Below are 547 nucleotides of genomic sequence, written 5' to 3' on the forward strand. Positions count from 1 at the left end.
GCGGCATAAACAAGACTTACGAGATGCTGTCCGATAATTGCGCTGCCGGCTTCTGGTGGGAAAGGTCTGTTACACCTGCATGGGGTCTCCTCGGCGGCAAGCATGGACGTCCGCCATCGGTAATCGTAAAATCCTCCGCAGCAGGAGAAATCAATTGCCTGAAAGCTAATGGCATCAAGCTGAAGTCTGGCGATTTGATCATTTGCCGGTCCGGTGGGGGCGGCGGATACGGTGATGCTTTGCAACGCGATAGAAACGCAGTCAAAGACGATATCACAGACGGCTTTATTACCGTCGACGGCGCACTTCAAGACTACGGCTACAAATCAACACTGTGACACAAGATTTCGCTCCCGTCCGCAGTTGGTTATGCGCGCTCGGCCGGGAATTGTGGAGGCCAAATGCACGACAAGAACAGGTCACTTACGGATCTGGATAAGCATGCGCTGATCCATCCATACACAAATCTTGCCAACCAACAGCGCACTGGCCCATTGGTAATTGAGCGTGGGGACGGCATCCATGTCATCGACGAGAATGGCAAGAG

1 protein-coding gene is annotated in these 547 nt (G+C 53.2%); it reads left to right on the forward strand.

All coding sequences use genetic code 11. From position 1 onward, the window contains the following. Positions 1-338: hydantoinase B/oxoprolinase family protein (locus tag NKJ06_RS35935; protein ID WP_352812645.1), on the forward strand; the 338-nt coding region annotated here is incomplete at its 5' end. Positions 339-547: the final 209 nt, after the last annotated feature.

It is taken from the genome of Mesorhizobium sp. M0293, from assembly GCF_040321735.1.
GTDB lineage: Bacteria > Pseudomonadota > Alphaproteobacteria > Rhizobiales > Rhizobiaceae > Mesorhizobium.